This is a genomic window from Streptomyces sp. NPDC002176, from assembly GCF_044903645.1.
GTDB lineage: Bacteria > Actinomycetota > Actinomycetes > Streptomycetales > Streptomycetaceae > Streptomyces.
The window spans coordinates 372,396-389,040 of sequence record NZ_JBJDQW010000003.1; the positions used below are offsets into that span (position 1 = coordinate 372,396).

A 16,645-nucleotide genomic window follows, 5' to 3' on the forward strand; every position below is an offset into this window, starting at 1 on the left:
CCGGCTCCCGCGCCCCGGAGCGTCATGCGGCGGCGGGGCGCAGGCGTACGGAGTCCCTGGGCGCCGTCCCGTTCTGGGCCACCCCGGCCAGGGCGCTGCCGGTGCCCCATTTCTTCCAGTCCAGGTTCCAGTCGCCGAAGCCGTTGCCGAAGTCCTCCATGGCGTGGCCGCCCGAGTTGATGACCTTGACGACGTCACCGGCGCGGACGTGGTCGAAGAACCACTCGGCGTTCCCGGTGCTCATGCCGGTGCAGCCGTGGCTGACGTTGGCGTAGCCCTGGGAGCCGACCGACCAGGGCGCGGCGTGCACGTACTCACCCGACCAGGTGACGCGGGTGGCGTAGTAGACCGGCAGGTCGTAGGAGTCGGAGCTGCCCTCGGCGATGCCGACGGTGGTACCGCGCATCCGTACGAAGTACTGCTTCTCCAGGACCACCTTGACGCCGTTGCGGGTCTCGAAGCCGGGCTTGCCGGTGGTGATCGGGATGGTGTTGATCACTTCGCCGTTCTTGTAGAACGTCAGCTGGTGCGTGGCGGCGTCCGTGATGGCCTCGACCTTGTCCCCGATGGTGATCTTCAGGTCTTTGCTCTTGCCACCCCGGAGCTTGTCGGTGATCTTGACCCCGTCGAGGTTGCTGTGCACCTGGACGGTGGCGTGGGCGGGCCAGTACTCCCGGGGCCGGTAGTGCAGTTCCTTGTCGCTGACCCAGTACCAGGCGCCCTGCACGGCGGGTACGGAGTCCACCCGCAGCCCGCTCTCCACCACGGCCCGCTGGGCCTTGTCCTTGACCGGCTGGTCGAGGTTGGCGGTGATGGGCTGGCCGACGCCGTACTCCCCCGCCTCCGGCCCGAAGGTGACACCCAGGCTCTTCTTGCTCGCCGTCCTGGTGGTGTCGAAGTTCAGGACCTTGCGGCCGGGGGCGCCGTCGTCGTCCTCGGTGCTCACGCGGACCGTGTAATGGGCGTCGGAGGCCAGCGGGGAGGTGCTGTGCCAGCGCCCGCCGTCGGCGGCGAGTTCGCCCGCCACATAGCGTCCTGTGGAGTCCAGGGCGGTGACGTCGGTGATCCGGCCCTCGCCGCTCTTCAGCGTGACCTCGAGGGGCTTGTCCGGATCGGCCTGCTTCGCCTTGTCGGTGGGCGCGTTGAAGACGATCTGGTCCGCCGCGTCGTACGGCTCGGCCGACAGGGCGTCGCCGTCCGAGCCGCAGCCGGTGACGCCCGCGCCGAGGGCGGTCACCAGCAGGACGCAGCTGACGACAGTGCGGGTCCGCGCAGTGTGGTTCATATGATCACGCTATGAGATGAAGACATCACTGGCTCGGCACGTAACCCGTATGAGGGACGGACACTGCGGCAAAAGGAGGAGCCCGGACCCTCCTGATGGAGTGTCCGGGCTCCCGCCGCGTTCCGTGCTGTGTTACTGGGTGCGGTTCTCACCGCGGTAGTACTCGAACACCCAGCCGAAGAGGCCGATCACGATGAGGGGTGCCGAGAAGTACAGCAGCCACCAGCCGACCGCGATACCGAGGAAGGCCAGCGCACCGCCGACGGCCAGGGACAGCGGCTGCCAGCTGTGCGGGCTGAAGAAGCCCAGCTCGCCCGCGCCGTCCGCGACGTCGGCCTCCCGGTCGTCCTGTGCGCCCGCGTCGACCCGCCGGGCGGTGAAGCCCAGGTAGAAGCCGATCATGATGCACAGGCCGAAGGCCAGGAAGAGCGCCGTGGTGCCGGCCGGCTCCTTCGACCACACGCCGTACACGACGGCCATGATCAGGACGAAGGCGCTCAGCCAGATGAACATCCGGCCCTGGATCTTCACTTGCCGGCCTCCTTGCTGCCCGCGATGACGGCGCCGTGACCGGCGTGCTCAAGCTGCTCGAGCGCGGCGATCTCGGGGTGGTGCAGGTCGAACGCCGGGGATTCGCTGCGAATCCGCGGCAGGGTGAGGAAGTTGTGCCGCGGCGGCGGGCAGGAGGTCGCCCACTCCAGCGAGCGGCCGTAGCCCCACGGGTCGTCCACCTCGACGGGCTTGCCGTACTTGGCGGTCTTCCACACGTTGTAGAGGAACGGCAGGATCGACAGACCGAGCAGGAACGAGGCGATCGTCGACACCGTGTTCAGCGCGGTGAAGCCGTCGGCCGCCAGGTAGTCCGCGTACCGGCGCGGCATGCCCTCGGCGCCCAGCCAGTGCTGGACCAGGAAGGTGCCGTGGAAGCCGATGAACAGCGTCCAGAAGGTGATCTTGCCCAGGCGCTCGTCCAGCATCTTGCCGGTGAACTTCGGCCACCAGAAGTGGAAGCCCGCGAACATCGCGAACACCACGGTGCCGAACACCACGTAGTGGAAGTGCGCCACCACGAAGTACGAGTCCGAGACGTGGAAGTCCATCGGCGGCGAGGCCAGGATGACACCGGTCAGACCACCGAAGACGAAGGTGATCAGGAAGCCGGTCGTCCAGAGCATCGGTGTCTCGAAGGACAGTGAGCCCTTCCACATCGTGCCGATCCAGTTGAAGAACTTCACACCGGTCGGGACCGCGATGAGGAACGTCATGAAGGAGAAGAACGGCAGCAACACACCGCCGGTGACGTACATGTGGTGCGCCCACACCGTCACCGAGAGACCGGCGATGGCGATCGTGGCCGCGATGAGACCCATGTAGCCGAACATCGGCTTGCGCGAGAACACCGGGATGATCTCGGAAATGATGCCGAAGAACGGTAGCGCGATGATGTACACCTCTGGATGGCCGAAGAACCAGAAGAGGTGTTGCCATAGCAAGGCCCCGCCATTGGCGGCGTCGAAGACATGGGCACCGAACTTGCGGTCCGCCTCCAGGGCGAACAGCGCGGCGGCCAGCACCGGGAAGGCCAGCAGGACCAGCACACCGGTCAGCAGCACGTTCCACACGAAGATCGGCATGCGGAACATCGTCATGCCAGGGGCACGCATGCAGATGATCGTGGTGATGAAGTTGACCGAACCGAGGATCGTGCCGAAGCCGGAGAAGGCCAGACCCATGATCCACATGTCGGCGCCGAGGCCCGGCGAGCGGACCGCGTCCGACAGCGGGGAGTAGGCGAACCAGCCGAAGTCGGCCGCACCCTGCGGGGTGAGGAAGCCACCCACGGCGATGGTCGAGCCGAACAGGTAGAGCCAGTAGGCGAACATGTTCAGCCGCGGGAACGCCACGTCGGGCGCGCCGATCTGCAGCGGCATGATCCAGTTGGCGAAGCCCGCGAACAGCGGCGTCGCGAACATCAGCAGCATCACGGTGCCGTGCATCGTGAACGCCTGGTTGAACTGCTCATTGGACATGATCTGCATGCCCGGACGCGCCAGCTCGGCACGCATGAGCAGCGCCATCACGCCACCGATGAGGAAGAACGCGAACGACGTCGCCAGATACAGCGTGCCGATCGTCTTGTGGTCGGTGGTCGTGAGCCACTTGATCACGACGTTGCCGGGCTGCTTGCGCCGGATCAACAACTCGTTGTCGTTCGAGTCCTCGGTCGCGCCGGCACCCTGGGATTCATTGAGGATGCTCACAGGTTGTTCGTCTCCCGGTTCTTCTCGTGGCTCGTCTGCGCGATGCCGGCGGGAATGTAACCGGTCTGCCCCTTCTTGGCGAGGTCCTTGAGGTGCTGCTCGTACCGCTCGGGGGAGACGACCTTCACGTTGAACAGCATCCGGGAGTGGTCGACGCCGCAGAGCTCCGCGCACTTGCCCATGAAGGTGCCCTCCTTGTTGGGAGTCACCTGGAAGGCGTTGGTGTGGCCCGGGATGACGTCCTGCTTCATCAGGAAGGGCACGACCCAGAAGTCGTGGATGACGTCACGCGAGGTCAGCACGAAGCGGACCGTCTTGCCCTTGGGCAGCCACAGCGTCGGGCCGGGGTTGCCGGTCTGCGGGTTCTTCGTACCCGGCGTACCGACGTCGTAGACGCCACCGGCGTTGGCCGGGAACTGGTCCAGGAACCGCGTGGGGATGGCCGCGAGGTTCGGGTCCTTCTTGGCGTCACCGGTGGAACCCGGCACGTTCTCGATGTAGTTGAAGCCCCAGCTCCACTGGAAGCCGACCACGTTGACCGTGACGTCCGGCTTCTTCTCCAGGCTGAGGAGCTTCGATTCGTCCCGCGCGGTGAAGTAGAAGAGCACCGAGACGATGATGATCGGAACCACCGTGTACAGCGCCTCGATGGGCATGTTGTACCGCGTCTGCGGCGGAACCTCGACCTTGGTGCGGCTGCGCCGGTGGAACATGGCGCTCCACAGGATCAGGCCCCACACCAGCACGCCGGTAGCGAGCGCGGCGGCCCACGAGCCCTGCCACAGGGAGAGGATGCGGGGAGCCTCTTCCGTGGTCGGGGTGGGCATGCCAAGGCGAGGGAAGTCCTTGTATGTGCAACCGGTCGCGGTCGCAAGGACCAGGCCCGCGGTCACTGCCTGGAGCAGCTTCCGCCGCGTCGCGCGCCGCGGCTTGGGGGTACCGCCCACGCCTTTCGGGCGAAGGGGGAGGTCGGAGCCGTTGGGACTCACGTAGCGCCTTCCCGAGAGTCTCGCCCGCGCGGTCGGCTGCGGCCTTCTCGCTGGTCGGTCGCCGCCCTGCGTCGGGCAGGGGTTTGGATGTTTATGCGGACCAAACCCTAGCCGACGGTCTCCGACGGTTCGCGGGGAGGGGGGCATACGCGTCGTCGGGTCGTTCTGAGGGGTGGATCAGGGGGACCAATCGCCGTTGTTGGGGTGGTTTGGGGGTGTGTGCGGGTCCGTACTGGCTGATCGCGCAGTTCCCCGCGCCCCCAGGTCGGCACGACCCAGCGGCGTTCTAACGTTGCCGTGTGGCCTACTTCGATGTTGCTTCCGGTGCTCCTCTTCATCCTGTTGCTCGGCAGGCGTTGTTGGCGTCGTTGGACGAGGGGTGGGCCGATCCTGGGCGGTTGTACCGGGAGGGGCGGCGGGCGCGGATGCTGGTGGACGCGGCTCGGGAGGCGGCGGCCGAGGTGGTGGGGTGTCGGGCGGACGAGGTGGTGTTCACGTCGTCCGGGACGCGGGCCGTTCAGGGGGGTGTCGCGGGGGCGCTGGCCGGGCGGCGACGCGTGGGACGTCACCTGATCGTGTCAGCGGTCGAACATTCCTCTGTCCTCCATTCGGCGGACGCGTTCGAGGCCGAGGGCGGCTCTGTCACCCGAGTGGGCGTCAGCCGCCTTGGCGCGGTGGACCCCTCGGCGTACGCGGAGGCGCTGCGGGCGGACACCGCGCTGGCGTGTCTGCAGTCGGCCAACCACGAGGTGGGCACCGTGCAGCCGGTGGCCGAGATGGCCGCGGCGTGCCGGGCGGCCGGGGTGCCGCTGCTGGTGGACGCGGCCCAGTCGCTGGCCTGGGGCCCGGTCCCGGAGGGCTGGTCGCTGCTGACCGCCAGCGCGCACAAGTGGGGCGGCCCCTCGGGGGTGGGTCTGCTGGTGGTGCGCAAGGGGGTCCGGTTCGCGGCCCAGGGGCCGGGCGAGGAGCGGGAGTCGGGGCGCGTCTCCGGCTTCGGCAACATCCCGGCGATCGTGGCCTCCGTGGCCGCGCTGCGGGCGGTACGGGCCGAGGCGGGCGCGGAGGCGGTACGGCTGCGGGCCCTGACCGAGCAGATCCGGGCGCGGGTGCCGCAGCTGGTGCCGGACGTGGAGGTGGTGGGCGATCCGGAGCGACGGCTGCCGGGCCTCGTCACCTTCTCCTGTCTCTATGTCGACGGCGAGGTGCTGCTGTCCGAGCTGGACCGGGCGGGCTTCTCCGTCTCCTCCGGCTCCTCCTGCACCAGCGGCACCCTGACACCGAGCCATGTGCTCAAGGCGATGGGGGTGCTGAGCGAGGGCAACGTCCGCGTGTCGCTGCCGCTGGGCGTGGCGGCGGAGGAGGTCGAGCGGTTCCTGGAGGTGCTGCCGGGCGTGGTGTCCGGGGTCCGCTCCCAGCTCGGGGCTCCGATGCCCCAGGTGGAGCAACGTGCGGCGGAGTTGGTGGTCGACTCCCTCGGCAAGCGCTGCCCGATCCCGGTGATCGAACTGGCCAAGGTGTTCGGCGAGGTCCCGCTGGGCGGCACGGTACGCGTCCTGTCCGACGACGAGGCGGCCCGCCTGGACATCCCGGCGTGGTGCGAGATGCGGGGGCAGGAGTACGTGGGCGAGGAGGAGGCGGAGAGAGGCTCGGCTTATATCGTCCGCCGGCTGAGCTAACCCAGGGGCGCGGGGCTGTGTTGGATTTGCGGCTCCGCCGCGCGGGCGCGACCAGCCCAAACGGGCCCGCAGCGAACCACGGACCCGTCAAGGCACAAACTCAGCTCAGGTACTCACGAACCTCAGCAGCCGCATCGTCCCCGTACGCCTTGGTAAAGCGATCCATGAAGTGCGCCCGCCGAAGCTGATACTCCTGCGTACCCACCGTCTCGATGACGAGCGTCGCCAACATGCACCCGACCTGAGCCGCCCGCTCCAGCGAAACCCCCCAGGCAAGCCCGGAGAGGAACCCGGCCCGGAAGGCGTCACCCACACCCGTGGGGTCAGCCTTGCGCTCCTCATCGGGGCACCCGACCTCGATCGGGTCCTCACCGACCCGCTCGATCCGCACCCCGCGCGAGCCGAGCGTGGTCACCCGGTGCCCGACCTTCGCGAGGATCTGCTCATCGCTCCAGCCGGTCTTGGACTCGATGAGCCCCTTCTCGTACTCGTTGGAGAACAGGTACGTGGCGCCGTCCAGCAGTATCCGGATCTCCTCGCCCTCCATACGGGCGATCTGCTGGGAGAAGTCGGCGGCGAAGGGGATGGAACGGGAGCGGCACTCCTCGGTGTGGCGGAGCATGCCCTCCGGGTCGTCGGCGCCGATCAGGACCAGGTCCAGGCCGCCGACACGGTCCGCGACCGTCTTCAGCTCGATCAGCCGGGCCTCGCTCATGGCGCCGGTGTAGAAGGAGCCGATCTGGTTGTGGTCGGAGTCCGTGGTGCACACGAAGCGCGCGGTGTGCAGGGTCTCGGAGATACGGACCGACTCGGTGTCCACGCCGTGGCGGTCCAGCCAGGCGCGGTACTCGTCGAAGTCGAAGCCCGTGGCGCCGACGAGGATCGGGCCGGTGCCGAGCTGGCCCATGCCGAAGGCGATGTTGGCGCCCACGCCACCCCGGCGTACGTCGAGGTTGTCGACGAGGAAGGAGAGCGAGACCGTGTGCAGCTGGTCCGCGACGAACTGGTCGGCGAACCGGCCGGGGAAGGTCATGAGGTGGTCGGTGGCGATGGAGCCGGTGACTGCGATGCGCACGGCTGGCGTTCTCCTGGCGGGAGGGGGAGCTGACAGTTCACGCTACCCGGAATCGGGCACCCGCTGAAGCGGGGAAAACTACCCGATAGTAGATCTTTCTTCACCGGCCCCACCGTGCCTACGGTGCGCTCATGACGAACCTCAGGGTCGACGACCTCGAAGTGGACCTCCCCTCGCTGCGCGGCGACTGCGCCCGCATGGCTCCGCACTGGGCCCCGCCCGAGCACGCGGCCACCCGCCCGGTGCCGCCCTCGCTGATCCACGGGGTACGGGTGCCGACCCGTTCGGCCCGGCTGCTGGACGCGATGTCGGACTACGGGGACTGAAGCCTCCACCGGTCGAGGGCGCACGGGTGGGAACCGTGCGCCCCCCTCGCACGTCCCATCGCCGTCCCCCGCGCGGGAGACGCGGGGGACGATCAGCGAGGAGCGATGCGGTGACCAAGGAGCGACCCGAGAACGAGGACCGGCCCGAAGCCGCCGAGCCGGAATCGGAGCAGGCGTCGACGGAGTCGACCGAGTCGGCGAAGGAGCCTGCCGCGACTTCGGAGAGCGCCGAGGCCACTGAGACCGCCGAGGTCACGGAGACCCGGACGGGTGAGGAGACACCTCCCGCCCACCCCGGTCGCCCCCGTACAGCCGCGATCATCGCCTCCGTCGCCGCCGCCGTACTGCTCGTCGGCGGCGGGGGCGCCTGGCTGGCCTCGGGGGCCGGGTCCGGGTCCGAGGAGAAGTCGGCCGGAAGCAACGGTGCTCCCCCGCCCCTCGCCCTCGACAGCGACCCTGGCACCGGCTCGCCCGGCATCGCCATCGGCGAGCCCGACCCCAACGGCAACGTTCATTACGTCGTCAAGGGCGACCTGCCCGACGGCCCCCGCTCCGCCCCCGTCCACCTCGCGGGCGACAAGGTCGGCAAGGATGCCGTGGCCCGGCTCGCCGAGGCGCTGGGGGTCGACGGCGCGCCCGTGGCCGACGGCGACGGATGGCGGGCCGGGGAGCGTGAGGGCGGACCGGCGCTGCGGGTGACCGGTGGGGACTGGTCGTACAGCCGGTACGCGGCCGGGACCGACAACTGCCGCAAGATCACCGTCTGTTCGCAGGACCCGGGCGCCCCGGCGGACGAGCCGGTCGATGTCGCGGCGGCGGAGCGAGTGGCGCGTCCGGTGCTGAAGGCGCTCGGGCAGGACGACGCGAAGATCGACGCGAGCCAGGTGATGGGCGGCCGACGGGTGGTGAACGCCGATCCGGTGGTGGGCGGTCTGCCCACCTACGGCTGGACGACCGGCCTGACCGTGGACGAGAAGGGCGACATCGTCGGCGGGCACGGGATGCTGGCGCGTACCGCGAAGGGCGACACGTACCCCGTGCTGAGCGCGGCCGACACAGTGAAGCTGATGAACAAGCGGCCCGCCGAGGGCCATCGGATGGGCATCGGCGGCTGTGCGAGCCCGGTGCCGCTGAAGGACCGTTTCGAGCAGCCGTGCGGTACGTCCACCGGCTCCCCCGGCGCCTCAAGTGCCCCGAAGGGCGACTCCGTGACGGTCGAGAAGGCGGTGTTCGGGCTGGCCGCGCAGTCGGTGGACGGCCGCCAGGCCCTGGTGCCGTCCTGGCTGTTCGAAGTGCGCGGCTCGGCGGCGCGCGGCGGTTTCACGGTGGCGCACCCGGCGGTCGATCCGAAGTACCTGGCCTCCCCCGCCACCGAGGCGCCGAAGGAGCGCGGGGTGACGGTCGCGGGGTACCGCGCCGAGGGCCGGAAGCTGACCGTGCGCTTCATGGGCGGGTTGTGCGCCGACTATGGCGCGTCGGTGCGGGAGAGCGCGGACCGGGTGACGGTCACGGTGACCTCGAAGTCCCGGCCGGGCAACTGCGTCGCCATGGGCAAGGAGTACGCCCGGACCGTCTCGCTGGACGCCCCCCTCGGGGACCGCGCGGTAGTCGGCACCGACGGCGACCGGGTGCCGAAGGCGGAGCGGAGCCTGCTGCCCCGCTGAGCACACCGCATACGACGACGGCGGCGGCCCCCTCACCAGGAGGGGGCCGCCGCCGTCGTGTCGCGGCTGTGGGGCGGCTCAGCTGAAGGAGTCGCCGCAGGCGCAGGAGCCGGTCGCGTTCGGGTTGTCGATCGTGAAGCCCTGCTTCTCGATCGTGTCCACGAAGTCGATGGTGGCGCCGCCCAGGTACGGGGCGCTCATGCGGTCGGTGACGACCTTGACGCCGTCGAAGTCCTTCACGACGTCGCCGTCGAGCGAGCGCTCGTCGAAGAAGAGCTGGTAGCGCAGACCGGAGCAGCCGCCGGGCTGGACGGCGACGCGCAGGGCGAGGTCGTCCCGGCCCTCCTGGTCCAGCAGCGCCTTGACCTTGGACGCGGCGGCGTCGGTCACGATGATGCCGTCGGTGACGGTGCTGGTCTCGTCCGATACGGACATCTACATCTCTCCCAAGTTGTACGGAGACTGCTTTCCGACCAGTGCAACCGGCGCGCCGACCGATTCATTCCGGGCCGGGCGGACCGTCTGGCCGCGTTTCGCTCTCTCTTCATGCTCGCACACGGGCGGGAATGGGGGCAGCGGGCCGGTGCCCGAGAGGCCGGGATTCACGTCACATGGACGCAATGGCCATCGTCAAAGTGACGTGAAGCGGCTATGATAGATAGCGTCAGTTAGACGAAAAGTAGAAAGGGTAGGTGCCGTGACCACCGCCCAGACCCCGCAGCTCGACGTACAGCCGTCTCCGCTCGCCCTGCTGCTGCTCGGCCGCGGGGCCGACCCGAGGAGCGAGCGGGGCGTCGAATGCCCCGGCGACCTGCCCGAGCCGTCCGACCCGGACCTCGTGGCGCGCGCCCGCGCGGCCAAGGAGAAGCTCGGGAACAAGGTCTTCGTCCTCGGCCACCACTACCAGCGGGACGAGGTCATCCAGTTCGCCGACGTCACGGGCGACTCGTTCAAGCTGGCCCGTGACGCGGCCGCGCGCCCGGAGGCCGAGTACATCGTCTTCTGCGGTGTGCACTTCATGGCCGAGTCGGCCGACATCCTCACCTCCGACGACCAGAAGGTCGTGCTGCCGGACCTCGCGGCGGGCTGCTCGATGGCCGACATGGCCACGGCCGAGCAGGTCGCGGAGTGCTGGGACGTGCTGACCGAGGCGGGCGTCGCCGAGCAGGTCGTACCGGTGTCGTACATGAACTCCTCCGCCGACATCAAGGCGTTCACCGGCAAGCACGGTGGCACCATCTGCACCTCCTCCAACGCCGAGCGGGCCCTCGAATGGGCCTTCCAGCAGGGCGAGAAGGTGCTCTTCCTGCCCGACCAGCACCTCGGCCGCAACACCGCCGTCCGCGACATGGGCATGTCCCTGGAGGACTGCGTCCTCTACAACCCGCACAAGCCGAACGGCGGACTCACCGCCGAGCAGCTGCGGGACGCGAAGATGATCCTGTGGCGCGGGCACTGCTCCGTGCACGGGCGCTTCAGCCTGGAGTCGGTCGAGGACGTGCGCGAGCGGGTGCCCGGCGTCAACGTCCTGGTGCACCCCGAGTGCCGGCACGAGGTCGTGGCCGCGGCGGACTACGTCGGCTCGACGGAGTACATCATCAAGACGCTGGAGGCTGCCCCGGCGGGCTCCAAGTGGGCCATCGGCACCGAACTGAACCTGGTCCGGCGGCTGGCGAACCGGTTCGCGCCCGAGGGCAAGGAGATCGTCTTCCTCGACAAGACGGTCTGCTTCTGCTCCACCATGAACCGCATCGACCTCCCCCACCTGGTCTGGGCCCTGGAGTCCCTCGCCGAGGGCACCCTCGTCAACCGCATCGAGGTGGACCGGGAAACGGAGGCGTTCGCGAAGCTGGCCCTGGAGCGGATGCTCGCATTGCCGTAGGTTTCCCACCCGCCCACCCGCACTGTTTCTCACGGGCGACACAACGAGCCGGGGCCGGTGCACGCCATCGCGTGCACCGGCCCCGGCTCTGTGTCCACGTCCGTCCCGAGAAGACCGGGTGGGTGGGTGGGGACGAGCCGCCGCGCAGCGGCAGGCCCCGCACCCGTCCGCCGGTCTACACCCCCGCCGTCTCCGGCTCGTCCGAGGACTGCTGCTCCCGCTCCGGGGCCCGCTTCGCCGCCTTCTTCGCCGCCCTGCGTTCCTTTCGCAGTTCCACCATCGCGTAGAGCGTGGGGACCAGGAGGAGGGTCAGGAGGGTCGACGTGATCAGGCCGCCGATCACCACGACCGCGAGGGGCTGGGCGATGAAGCCGCCCTCGCCGGTGACACCGAGGGCCATCGGGAGGAGAGCGAAGATCGTCGCCAGGGCCGTCATGAGGATCGGGCGGAGCCGGTGACGGCCGCCTTCGACCACGGCCTCGACGACCCCGTACCCCTGCGAGCGGTACTGGTTGACCAGGTCGATCAGCACGATCGCGTTGGTCACCACGATGCCGATGAGCATCAGCATGCCGATCATCGCCGGGACGCCCATCGGGGTGCCGGTGAGGATGAGCAGGCCGATCGCGCCGGTCGCCGCGAACGGGATGGAGACCAGCAGGATCAGCGGCTGGACCAGCGAGCGGAACGTCGCCACCAGCAGCATGAACACGATGGCGATGGCCGCCAGCATGGCCAGACCCAGGTTCTTGAAGGCGTCGTCCTGGTCGGAGGAGACTCCGCCGATCTCGGCCGTGGCGCCCGCCGGGAGCTTCAGGGCCTTGATCTTCGTCTGGAGCTGGGCGCTGACCGCGCCGGTGTTGTCACCGGTCGGCTTGGCGGTGACGGTGGCGGCGCGCCGCCCGTCGATCCGGGTCATCGAGACCGGTCCGTCGACCAGCTTCACGGTGGCGATGTCACCGAGCTTCACCGCGCCGAGGCGCAGGTCCTTCAGCTGGGCCAGGGTGGCGGCCGGGTGGGCGGACCGTACGACGACATCGCGCTCGGTGTCGTCGAGGACGGCCTTGCCCGCCGGGACACCGCGCACGGACTGCGCCACCGCCGCGCCGAGCTTCTGCTCGTCGAACCCGGCCGCGGCCGCCTTGTCGTTGGCCCGCACCGAGATGCGCGGCACGCTCTGCGCGAGGTCGCTGGTGACGTCGGTGACGTCGTCGAGCCCGGCCACGGTGGAGCGGACCTTCTCGGCCGCCGTGCGCAGGGTGGCGGGGTCGGCGGCCTTGACCACGACGCTGAGGTCCTGGTTGCCGAAGGCCGCGCCCGCCGAGACGGTGGTCGTCCCCGCGCCGTCCAGCTTCTTCAGCCCGTCCTCCAGCTCGCGCTGCACCTCGGCGGCGGAGCCGGAGTCCTTCAGCATGATCTGGTACGACGCCTGGTTGGTGTCGGTGCCGCCGCCGAAGGCGGCCATGAAGCCGGAGGAGCCGACGGTGACCTGGTAGTCCTTGATGCCGTCGATCCCGCCGAGCAGCTTCTCCACCCGCTTGGCCTGCGCGTCGGTCGCGGCGAGGCTGGTGCCGGGCTTCAGCTTCTGCTTGACGGTGAGCACCTGCTGCTCGCCCTGGTCGAAGAAGTTGGTCTTCAGCAGCCCGGCCATGCCGAAGGTGCCGAACAGCACGACGACCGCGATCAGCAGGCTGACCAGTCGGCGCCGGGTGGCGAACCGCAGTACGGGCACGTAGAGGCGCTGGAGGCGGCTGTTCGCCTCCTTCTCCTCGGCCCGGCGGCGGGCCTCCTCGGCGTCCTCGGGGGTGCCCTTGGGGGCGCGCAGGAACCAGTACGACAGCACCGGCACCACGGTCAGCGACACCAGCAGCGAGGCCAGCAGGGCGGCCGTCACGGTGATGCTGAACGAGCCGAACAGGGCGCCCACCATGCCGCCGACCAGGCCGATCGGCAGGAAGACGGCGACCGTGGTGAGGGTGGAGGAGGTGACCGCTCCGGCGACCTCGCGGACGGCGCCGAGGATGGCCTCCTTGCGCTCCTCGCCGTAGCCGAGGTGCCGCTTGATGTTCTCCAGCACCACGATCGAGTCGTCCACGACCCGGCCGATGGCGATGGTCAGCGCGCCCAGCGTGAGCATGTTCAGCGACAGACCGCGCGTCCACAGCACCAGCAGCGCCAGCACCACGGAGAGCGGGATGGAGACCGCGGTGACCAGCGTCGAGCGGACCGAGGCCAGGAAGACCAGGATGATCAGCACGGCGAAGAGCAGGCCGAGCGCGCCCTCGGTGGTCAGGCCGTCGATGGCCTTGGACACCTCGGGACCCTGGTCGCTGACGACGGTCAGCTCGGCGTCCTTGCCGAGGTCGGCCCGGAGCTTCGGGAGCTGTTCCTCGACCGCGTCGGAGATGGCCACGGCGCTGCCGTCGTGGTCCATGGTGACGTTGACGGCGAGGCTGGGCTTGCCGTCCGTACGGGTCAGCGAGTCGGCCGGGGCGGGCCGCTCGGCGACGGCGGCCACGTCACCGAGGCGTACGGGCTTGCCCCCGCCCGGGCCCGCGACGCGCAGCTCCTTGATCTGGTCCAGCGAGGTGAATCCGCCGCCGACCTGCACGGTGCGGTTGGCGCCGTTCTCGTCGAAGGAGCCCGCCGGGACGGACGCGCCGCCCGCCTGGAGCGCCGGGATGAGCGCGGCCGGGCTGAGACCCGCCTTGGCGAGCTTGGCGTCGTCGGGGGTGATGGCGACCTGGAGGTCGCGCACGCCCATGACCTGGACGCGGCCGACGCCGTCGATGTTCTTCAGCGCGGGGACGACCGAGCGGTCCAGCTTGTCGGCCAGCGCCTGCTGGTCGGTGCCGGAGGACGCGGCGAGCACCACGGTCGGCATGTCGTCGGTGGAGCCGGAGACGACCTGGGGGTCGACGGTGTCGGGAAGCTGGGCGCGGGCCCGGTTGACGGCCTGCTGGACGTCGGTGACGAGCCGCTTGGTGTCGTTGCCGTAGTCGAAGGACGCCATGATCACGGCGTTGCCCTCGCTGGCGGTGGAGGTGACACCGGTGACGCCGTCCACGCCCTGGAGGCTGTCCTCGATGGGCTCGACGACCTGCTTCTCCACCACGTCGGGCGAGGCGCCCTGGTAGGGGGCGATCACCGAGACCATGGGCAGGTCGATGGTGGGCAGCAGTTGCTGCTTGATCTGGGGTATCGCGATGGTTCCGAAGACCAGCGCGATGAGCGACATCAGGCCGATCAGGGCCCGTTGCGCGAGGCTGAAGCGGGACAGCCAGGACATGGGAACAGGGTCTCTCTTCTGTGAGCGGCAGAAGCTGCGGCGGGACGCGTCTGTGCGCCCACCCCACACCCTGGTCCATCATCGGGGCCCGACCCGTAGGCCCCAGGTCCCTTTTCCGGGGCGGGCCGGTACTCCCCGCGCAGTAGAGCGGCCGGGGGTCAGTCCGACCTCGGGCGGACCAGCCCGGACTCGTAGGCGATGACGACGAGCTGGGCCCGGTCGCGGGCGCCCAGCTTGGCCATGGCCCGGTTGACGTGGGTCTTCACGGTGAGCGGGCTGACCTCCAGCCGCTCGGCGATCTCGTCGTTGGAGTGGCCGCCCGCCACCAGCACCAGCACCTCGCGTTCGCGTCCCGTGAGGGCGTCGAGCCTGGCCAGGCGGGCCGGGTCGGGGGCGGGGGCGTCGGCCTGGGCGAGGAAGCGGGCGATCAGGCCCTTGGTGGCGGTCGGCGACAGCAGCGCCTCGCCGCTCGCGGCCAGCCGGATGGCGGTCAGCAGCTCCTCGGGCTCGCTGCCCTTGCCGAGGAAGCCGGAGGCGCCCGCGCGCAGTGCCCGCACCACGTAGTCGTCGACCTCGAACGTGGTCAGGATGACCACGCGGACGTGCGCCAGCTCCGGGTCGGCGCCGATCATGCGGGTGGCGGCGAGGCCGTCGGTGCCGGGCATCCGGATGTCCATGAGGACGACGTCGGCGGCGCACTCCTTGGCCAGCCGGACCGCCTCGGCCCCGTCGGACGCCTCCCCCACCACGGACATGCCGGGCTCGGAGTCGACCAGCACCCGGAACGCGCTGCGCAGCAGGGCCTGGTCGTCGGCGAGCAGGACGCGGATCGTCATTCGGGCTTCCTCTCGGCCCCGGCGCGGGTCTGGACGGGCAGGATGGCATGGACGCGGAAGCCGCCGCCGTACCGGGGGCCGGTGGTGAGGGTGCCGCCGAGCGCGGTGACCCGCTCGCGCATGCCGAGCAGCCCGTGCCCGCCGCCCGTGCTGGTCGCGCCCGTGGCACCGGCGCCGTCGTCCAGCACGCTGACCTCGATGTTCGGGCCGACCCGGACGACGCTGACCTCGGCCTTGGCGCCGGTTCCCGCATGCTTCTGGGCGTTGGTGAGGGCTTCCTGCACGATCCGGTAGGCGGCCAGGTCGACGGCGGCCGGGAGTTCGGTGTCCTGGTCGGCGCGGGCGACCTGGACGGGCAGCCCGGCGTTGCGGAAGGTCCCGGCGAGTTCGTCGAGGCGGCCGAGGCCGGAGGCGGGTTCGGTGGGCGCCGCCGGGTCGTCGGACTGGCGGAGCAGGCCGACCGTGGCGCGCAGTTCGTCCAGCGCGGAGCGGCTGGCCTCGCGGACGTGGGCGAGGGCTTCCTTGGCCTGGTCGGGGCGCCGGTCCATGACGTGGGCGACGACTCCGGCCTGCACGTTGACCAGGGCGATGTGGTGGGCGACCACGTCGTGCAGTTCGCGGGCGATGCGCAGCCGTTCCTCGGCGACCCGGCGCCGGGCCTCCTCCTCGCGGGTGCGTTCGGCGCGTTCGGCGCGCTCCCGGATGGCCTGGACGTAGGCGCGGTGGCTGCGGACCGCGTCGCCCGCGGTGGCGCCGATGCCGGTCCAGGCGACGAGGGCGATGTTCTCCTGCGCGTACCAGGGCAGTGGTCCGGCGGCCATGGCGGCCACCGTCAGCACGGTCATCGCGAGCAGTCCGACCCGCCAGGTGGTGGCGCGGTCGGTGGTGGAGGCGACGGTGTACAGGGCGATGACGGTGGTCATCGCCACGGGGGCGCGGGGGTCGCCGGTGACGCACTCGACCAGGGCGAGCACACCGGTGAACGCCAGCACGGCGAGCGCCGAGCGGCGGCGCAGCACGAGGGCGGCGGCGGCCAGGACCATCAGCAGCAGGCTCAGCGTGTTGGGCGGCCGGGCGCCCCAGTCCACGCCGTGGTCGCCGTCCGGTGCGGCGAAGGCGCTGCTGATCATGCACAGCAGTACGGCCGCCGCGATGACCGCGTCGAGTGTGAGGGGGTGCGCCTTGAACTGGTACCGGGCGCGTCGGAGAGTGCTCACCCGGTGAACAGTACGGGGCGCCGGGAAGGTGCGGGTGCGCGATGGGACGCCAGGTGTCGGGTGGTGTTCGCCGGGGATATCGGTGGTGGACGTCCGCTGTTGGCCGGGGCGGCCGAGCCTCAGGGCGCCGGATGTGTTCCCGTCG

13 protein-coding genes are annotated in these 16,645 nt (G+C 70.1%); 4 read left to right on the forward strand and 9 right to left on the reverse strand.

What is annotated here, in order from left to right:
* Positions 1-22: 22 nt before the first annotated feature.
* The 4 genes from ACI2LY_RS15495 to coxB form a co-directional block, all read right to left on the reverse strand.
* Entirely contained in the window at positions 23-1,285 is a 1,263-nt protein-coding gene (locus ACI2LY_RS15495) for an Ig-like domain-containing protein (protein ID WP_404707584.1), read from the reverse strand.
* 132 nt (positions 1,286-1,417) lie between these two features.
* On the reverse strand, positions 1,418-1,816 hold the full coding sequence (locus tag ACI2LY_RS15500) for a cytochrome c oxidase subunit 4 (protein ID WP_388992575.1): 399 nt from the start codon (positions 1,814-1,816) through the stop codon (positions 1,418-1,420).
* Complete coding sequence (ctaD, locus tag ACI2LY_RS15505) at positions 1,813-3,546, reverse strand: cytochrome c oxidase subunit I (protein WP_388992578.1); 1,734 nt, start codon at positions 3,544-3,546, stop codon at positions 1,813-1,815. The genes ACI2LY_RS15500 and ctaD overlap by 4 nt, the downstream gene beginning before the upstream one ends.
* Complete coding sequence (coxB, locus tag ACI2LY_RS15510; protein ID WP_388992581.1) at positions 3,543-4,535, reverse strand: cytochrome c oxidase subunit II; 993 nt, start codon at positions 4,533-4,535, stop codon at positions 3,543-3,545. Before coxB ends, ctaD begins: the two co-directional genes overlap by 4 nt.
* Positions 4,536-4,834: 299 nt before the next feature.
* Between coxB and ACI2LY_RS15515 the strand changes: the two genes are divergently transcribed.
* Complete coding sequence (locus ACI2LY_RS15515; RefSeq protein ID WP_404707585.1) at positions 4,835-6,211, forward strand: cysteine desulfurase/sulfurtransferase TusA family protein; 1,377 nt, start codon at positions 4,835-4,837, stop codon at positions 6,209-6,211.
* A 100-nt stretch (positions 6,212-6,311) separates the two neighbouring features.
* Here the strand turns inward: ACI2LY_RS15515 and ACI2LY_RS15520 are convergent, their stop codons facing one another.
* Entirely contained in the window at positions 6,312-7,286 is a 975-nt protein-coding gene (locus ACI2LY_RS15520) for a carbohydrate kinase family protein (RefSeq protein WP_404707586.1), read from the reverse strand.
* 131 nt (positions 7,287-7,417) lie between these two features.
* Between ACI2LY_RS15520 and ACI2LY_RS15525 the strand changes: the two genes are divergently transcribed.
* Both ACI2LY_RS15525 and ACI2LY_RS15530 read left to right on the forward strand, forming a co-directional pair.
* Positions 7,418-7,612 carry a hypothetical protein gene (locus ACI2LY_RS15525; RefSeq protein WP_388992590.1) on the forward strand — a complete coding sequence of 65 codons (195 nt, stop codon included), beginning with the start codon at positions 7,418-7,420 and terminating at the stop codon, positions 7,610-7,612.
* A gap of 110 nt (positions 7,613-7,722) precedes the next feature.
* A complete protein-coding gene (locus tag ACI2LY_RS15530) occupies positions 7,723-9,276 on the forward strand; it encodes a hypothetical protein (RefSeq protein WP_404707587.1) in 1,554 nt (517 codons plus the stop codon).
* Positions 9,277-9,354: 78 nt separating this feature from the next.
* Here ACI2LY_RS15530 and erpA read toward each other — a convergent pair whose 3' ends face one another.
* Positions 9,355-9,711, reverse strand: coding sequence for an iron-sulfur cluster insertion protein ErpA (gene erpA, locus ACI2LY_RS15535; protein WP_031179888.1), 357 nt, complete (start codon positions 9,709-9,711; stop codon positions 9,355-9,357).
* A 262-nt stretch (positions 9,712-9,973) separates the two neighbouring features.
* On the opposite strand from erpA, the gene nadA reads away from it, so the two are divergent.
* Positions 9,974-11,158, forward strand: coding sequence for a quinolinate synthase NadA (gene nadA, locus ACI2LY_RS15540; RefSeq protein ID WP_404707588.1), 1,185 nt, complete (start codon positions 9,974-9,976; stop codon positions 11,156-11,158).
* Between the two features lie 175 nt (positions 11,159-11,333).
* Here the strand turns inward: nadA and ACI2LY_RS15545 are convergent, their stop codons facing one another.
* The 3 genes from ACI2LY_RS15545 to ACI2LY_RS15555 form a co-directional block, all read right to left on the reverse strand.
* Entirely contained in the window at positions 11,334-14,447 is a 3,114-nt protein-coding gene (locus tag ACI2LY_RS15545) for an efflux RND transporter permease subunit (RefSeq protein ID WP_404707589.1), read from the reverse strand.
* A gap of 158 nt (positions 14,448-14,605) precedes the next feature.
* Entirely contained in the window at positions 14,606-15,283 is a 678-nt protein-coding gene (locus ACI2LY_RS15550) for a response regulator (RefSeq protein WP_388992601.1), read from the reverse strand.
* Positions 15,280-16,500, reverse strand: a complete 1,221-nt coding sequence (locus tag ACI2LY_RS15555; RefSeq protein ID WP_404707590.1) for a sensor histidine kinase — start codon at positions 16,498-16,500, stop codon at positions 15,280-15,282. Before ACI2LY_RS15555 ends, ACI2LY_RS15550 begins: the two co-directional genes overlap by 4 nt.
* Positions 16,501-16,645 lie beyond the last annotated feature (145 nt).

Coding starts and splice junctions, on each gene's coding strand:
- ACI2LY_RS15495 (WP_404707584.1), bottom strand. CDS start 1,285: ATGAACCACACTGCGCGGACCCGCACTGTCGTCAGCTGCGTCCTGCTG.
- ACI2LY_RS15525 (WP_388992590.1), top strand. CDS start 7,418: ATGACGAACCTCAGGGTCGACGACCTCGAAGTGGACCTCCCCTCGCTG.
- erpA (WP_031179888.1), bottom strand. CDS start 9,711: ATGTCCGTATCGGACGAGACCAGCACCGTCACCGACGGCATCATCGTG.
- ACI2LY_RS15545 (WP_404707589.1), bottom strand. CDS start 14,447: ATGTCCTGGCTGTCCCGCTTCAGCCTCGCGCAACGGGCCCTGATCGGC.
- ACI2LY_RS15550 (WP_388992601.1), bottom strand. CDS start 15,283: ATGACGATCCGCGTCCTGCTCGCCGACGACCAGGCCCTGCTGCGCAGC.